5 protein-coding genes and 1 pseudogene are annotated in these 4,406 nt (G+C 67.5%); 5 read left to right on the forward strand and 1 reads right to left on the reverse strand.

The annotated features are described in order from the left end of the window. On the forward strand, nt 1–923 hold a 923-nt coding region (locus ACFU9E_RS35255; protein WP_380715677.1), incomplete at its 5' end, for a protein rep. Nucleotides 924–1,169: 246 nt separating this feature from the next. On the opposite strand, the gene ACFU9E_RS35260 is transcribed toward ACFU9E_RS35255, so the two are convergent. Then, complete coding sequence (locus ACFU9E_RS35260; protein ID WP_376947939.1) at nt 1,170–1,460, reverse strand: hypothetical protein; 291 nt, start codon at nt 1,458–1,460, stop codon at nt 1,170–1,172. Between the two features lie 124 nt (nt 1,461–1,584). Here ACFU9E_RS35260 and ACFU9E_RS35265 point away from each other — a divergent pair, with 124 nt between their 5' ends. The 4 genes and pseudogenes from ACFU9E_RS35265 to ACFU9E_RS35280 form a co-directional block, all read left to right on the forward strand. After that, nucleotides 1,585–1,983 carry a hypothetical protein gene (locus ACFU9E_RS35265; RefSeq protein ID WP_376947983.1) on the forward strand — a complete coding sequence of 133 codons (399 nt, stop codon included), beginning with the start codon at nt 1,585–1,587 and terminating at the stop codon, nt 1,981–1,983. Nucleotides 1,984–1,985: 2 nt separating this feature from the next. After that, complete coding sequence (locus ACFU9E_RS35270) at nt 1,986–3,416, forward strand: hypothetical protein (RefSeq protein ID WP_376947985.1); 1,431 nt, start codon at nt 1,986–1,988, stop codon at nt 3,414–3,416. Next, the gene (locus tag ACFU9E_RS35275; RefSeq protein ID WP_376947934.1) at nt 3,413–3,724 is read left to right on the forward strand and encodes a hypothetical protein; all 312 of its coding nucleotides are present in this window, start codon (nt 3,413–3,415) and stop codon (nt 3,722–3,724) included. Before ACFU9E_RS35270 ends, ACFU9E_RS35275 begins: the two co-directional genes overlap by 4 nt. A 142-nt stretch (nt 3,725–3,866) precedes the next feature. Continuing rightward, nucleotides 3,867–4,406: pseudogene (locus ACFU9E_RS35280) on the forward strand (hypothetical protein); the annotation flags it as partial.

Genomic DNA, 4,406 nt, shown 5'->3' on the forward strand with positions numbered 1-4,406 from the left:
CCTGCCCGGTGTGCTCGGCCAAGATCCGGGCCACCCGCGCCGACGAGATCGCACGCGCCGTCGCCCGGCACATGGCCGACGGCGGAACGGCCTGGATGGTCACCCTGACGGCCCGTCACAAGAAGCATCACGATCTTGCCGACCTCTTCGACGCGGTCGCCAACGGATGGCGTCAGCTCATGTCCGGCCGGGCCTGGGCCGGTGACCCGAAGCGGGGAGTGTTCGGAGAACGCGACCGGCTCGGAGTCCGGGGCAATATCCGCTCGCTCGAAATCACCTACGGAACCCGCAACGGCTGGCATCCGCACCTGCATGTCGTCCTCCTCCTCAACGAGGAAACCGGCCCCGAACTCGCCTACGCAATTCACCGGTGGGACAAGGTTTGGCGGGCCTGGATGAAGAAGAAGGGATACGAGCCGAGCAAGGAACACGGTGTCAACTGGTCCAAGGTCACCACCCCGGAAGAGGCAGGTGAATATATCGCCAAGGTCCAGGAAGGCAAAGGCCACCTCGGCAACGAAATGGCCCGTGGCGACATGAAGGCCGGACGCCTCGGAACCCTCGCCCCGTTCGAGATGCTGGAATACCTGCGCGTCACCGGAGACGCCGCCGTCGTCCCGGTCTGGCACGAGTACGAGAAGGCGACCTTCCGGCGACGAGCGATCACATGGTCACGCGGCCTGCGGGCCCAACTCCTCGATGACGAACCGGAGTTGACCGACGAAGAGGTCGCGGCCGAAGAGGTCGGCGGGGAGACGTGGGCACTTCTGCCGGCCGAATCGCTCCGGGCCATGCGACGGGTGCCGGGCCTCCAGGCCGCCATCCTCGACGCTGCCGAGAACGGCGGATTCGCAGAGCTGGTCAACCTTCTGACTGCCTACCACCTGGTCTACGAGAAGGGCCCCGACGCTCCCGCAGGATGACCAACTTCCTAGGGGTTGGGAAAGTGTTTGCCGAAAGGTGATCTGCGGGGCGGGATCATGAAAAGGGGCCATTACACTTGTACCAATGGAGAGGGCTGGAAAGCCCTCACCGCGTAAGTGGGCACTCGGCCCCTTTTCTTGATCCCGGAGGGGCCCCGCTGATCAGCTTTCGGTAAAGACTTTCTCAGGCCCGGTCCCACCAAAAAGGCCCCCGCCCAATTCGGACGGGGGCCTAATTGACTTTCATCAGCCATCCTGTTTCCTCCGCTTGTACAGGGCCGCAGTCGAGACCTTCGCCGCCCGCGAAACCTCAGTCGGAGAAAGGCACTTGGATTCCAGGGCCTCATCCGACAGGGTTCGTTCCAGTGATCGACTCTCCTCCCGGATGTCAGAGGCAGCACGGAGGATCGTCCGGTACCACTCCGCCGCGTCCGGCCGGTTCGCCTGATCCGCCGTCAGCCCGTACACCGCCAGGTCCCGGAGACGTTCGAGCTGCCGTTTGGCCTGATCAGCAGTCTTCTTCGGTACGGCCGACATAGGGAACTCCTCCATGCAATCCACAAACCAGTTGACAATCCCCGTTGACTGGGTTCAGGGTAGAGCACAGCACAGCACGTAGTCACCCACTCGTCACATGACGACACGTCAGAAAGAGGCCCCCATGCCCGCGATCTTCTTCGTTGACCAGGCCAAGAGCTTCAACATGCTGATGTTCCTCAGCAGCTCCCCGAAGACCGTCTTCGGCAACAACGACAAGCAGGACACGACCAAGGACGGCATCCCGAAGTGGGAGGTCCAGGTCGTCGCCACCTTCCAGCAGTTCGGCCGCGTCGAGAACGAGATCCTCAAGATCGGCATCGCGTCCCACCAGGACCCCGCCCAGACCCTCGGCGGCCCGACCCCCGTCGAGCTCGTCGGCTTCCGTGTGGGCGTCAGCCCCGCCGAGAAGCGGACCGACAAGAACGGCAACGAGCGGATCGTGGGCGGCACGGCCTGGTACCAGGCCGACGAGGTCCGCGCCATCTCCGCCGTCCCGTCCGGCCGGAAGTCGGAGGGCTGACCGTGACCTCCTCCGTCTTGGACGGGCTGAACGCGGCCCCCCTGATCGCCCTGGTTGCCCTCGTGGCCCTGGTCGGCTGGGGGGCCGCTCGGCTCCTGATCACCACCTACCGCTACCTCCGCGCAACCCCGCTCCAGCGGCGCCGGATGCGGCACGCCTGGCGGATCTCGCTCCGGTGGAAGCGCCTCGCCCCCAACCTCGGCCTCGCCCGCGTGGACGAGAACACCAAGGGCCGCAAGGGCATGGACGGCAAGCCGGTCAAGCCGATCACCGTCGTCCCGAAGATCCGGGTCTACCCCGAGCCCTGGGGCATCCGGGTCCGCGCCGCCACGATCCCGAAGGTCGGCATCGAGGAGTACGAGAAGGCAGCCGGGTGGCTGGCCGACTCCTGGGGCTGCCAGACGGTCGAGGTCCAGCGCGTCGCCCCCGGTGTGGTCGAGCTTCGCGGCCTCGTCGGCAACCCGCTGGACGAGCACTTCCCGTACGCCTTCCCGGCCGGGGACGACTGGGTGCTCCCGCTCGGCCGCAACCCCTGGGCCCGCGACCTCGTCATCCCGCTCCGAGAGCTGTCCGGCATCAAGGTGGCCGGCATGCCGGGCTACGGCAAAACCATGCTCATGCTCGGCTGGTTCGCCTCCCTCGCTCGGCGGCCCGAGGTCCAGTTCGCCGTGTTCGACGGCAAGACCAGCGACCCCCGATACGGCGACTGGGGAGAGGTCGGCCAGCGGGCCATGTTCATCGTCGGGGACAACCCCGAGACCGCCCATCAGCGCCTGACCGAACTCGTCCGGCTGATCAAGGACCGGCCCTCACAGCTCGTGGCCGAACGAGGGACGCACAAGTTCTGGAAGGCCGGACCGACCGTCACGATCCCGCTGGTCCTGGTGCTCATGGACGAGTGCCACAACTACATCGACGCGGCCGGGCTCAAGGGCAAGGACAAGGAACTCATCGAGGCCAACCAGCGGCTCATGCGGACGGTCGCCAAGGAAGGTCGCGGCCTCGGCGTGATCCCCGTCGTCGGCACCCAGAAGCAGACCTCGGACGCGATCCCGACCGCCGTCCGCGACAACCTCGAAGTCGGCGTCTGCTTCGCCACCTTCACCATCGACGGGGCAGAGGCCGCGCTGGGCAACGGCATCCGCAAGGACGAGGAGAACCAGCCCACGACCCTGATCGACAAGGAACGCTTCGCCGGGGTCTGCGTCGTCACCGGGGTGCCCGGACTCTCCGGCCGCTACGACCGCGTCCGGGTGGGCGACATCGACGAGGCCGCCATGCTCCAGCTCGTCGCCGCGTCCATCGGCTACCGCGCCGACGTCATTCCCGCGGCTGCCCCCACCGTCCGAGACGTCTCCGCCGATTCGGCCGGCACAACCGTGCCGCTCCAGAAGGAAGCCCCGAAGACGACCCGTAGGAGGAAGGCGTCATGACCGCGTACGAGCCCCCGCCCGTCTACACCCCGACCCCGATCCACATCGGCCCCGGACAGGCCCTCAGCGCCCCTCAGAGCCTCCAGCAGCCCCCGGCCTACGTCGTGGTCCAGCAGGCTGCCCCCGCGCCCTCCTGGCTCCGTCAGCACTCCGGACAGCTCATCGCCGGGGCCGGGGCCGGGGTCCTGGTCGTCGCCCTCCTCCTGGCCGTCGCCGTCGTCGCGGTGGCGGTCGGGATCGCAGCCATCTCGGCGGCCATCGGCTGGCTCGTCATCAAGAGCCTGATGGGCCAGCAGAACGCGAAGTGACCGCCCGGCGTGTTCGTATCACGCCGGTCGGCCACTGAGGACAGGATCGCACGAGAGACGCAAAGGGGGCCCGAAAGCGCTGGTGACGCTTCGGGCCCCTTGGTCTCCGCCCCGCCTCTGACAGCACGAACGGAGAACGTCCATGGACAGCGTAGGGCAGACCGCCGACACCGGTCGAGACGACCAGGCCGGTGTGATCGAGGCCGAAGAGCTGATCACGGAACAGGTCCGCAGGACCCTCACGGCCACGGCCGGTCGCCAGGTCTCCCGGCAGCCCCGGGCCGAAGGCAGGAGGGGCAGCCGGGCCGCCTCTGGCGGCCTGGCGGACGGCCCTTCTAGGTACAACGCGAATAATGTTTCCCACATCCAAGAACTTCCCAGCTCAGAGGCCGAATCGGCCGTTCGGCAGGATCGCCGTGGGAAGCGCTTCGCACAGCGGCAAGTCCTCTGGGGGATCACCACGATCCCGCGCGTCAAGAAGTGCGGCCGGACCACCAACGGGAACGTCGGCGACGGCCTGGCGGCGGTCGTCGTCAACGCTGGCGTCGCCCACTGGTCCGGCTTCTGCTCCTGCGGCTCCATCTGGGCCTGCCCGGTGTGCTCGGCCAAGATCCGGGCCACCCGCGCCGACGAGATCGCACGCGCCGTCGCCCGGCACATGGCCGACGGCGGAACGGCCTGG

This window comes from Kitasatospora sp. NPDC057595 (assembly GCF_042800875.1).
Taxonomy (GTDB): domain Bacteria; phylum Actinomycetota; class Actinomycetes; order Streptomycetales; family Streptomycetaceae; genus Kitasatospora.

Coding starts and splice junctions, on each gene's coding strand:
- ACFU9E_RS35260 (WP_376947939.1), bottom strand. CDS start 1,460: ATGTCGGCCGTACCGAAGAAGACTGCTGATCAGGCCAAACGGCAGCTC.
- ACFU9E_RS35265 (WP_376947983.1), top strand. CDS start 1,585: ATGCCCGCGATCTTCTTCGTTGACCAGGCCAAGAGCTTCAACATGCTG.
- ACFU9E_RS35275 (WP_376947934.1), top strand. CDS start 3,413: ATGACCGCGTACGAGCCCCCGCCCGTCTACACCCCGACCCCGATCCAC.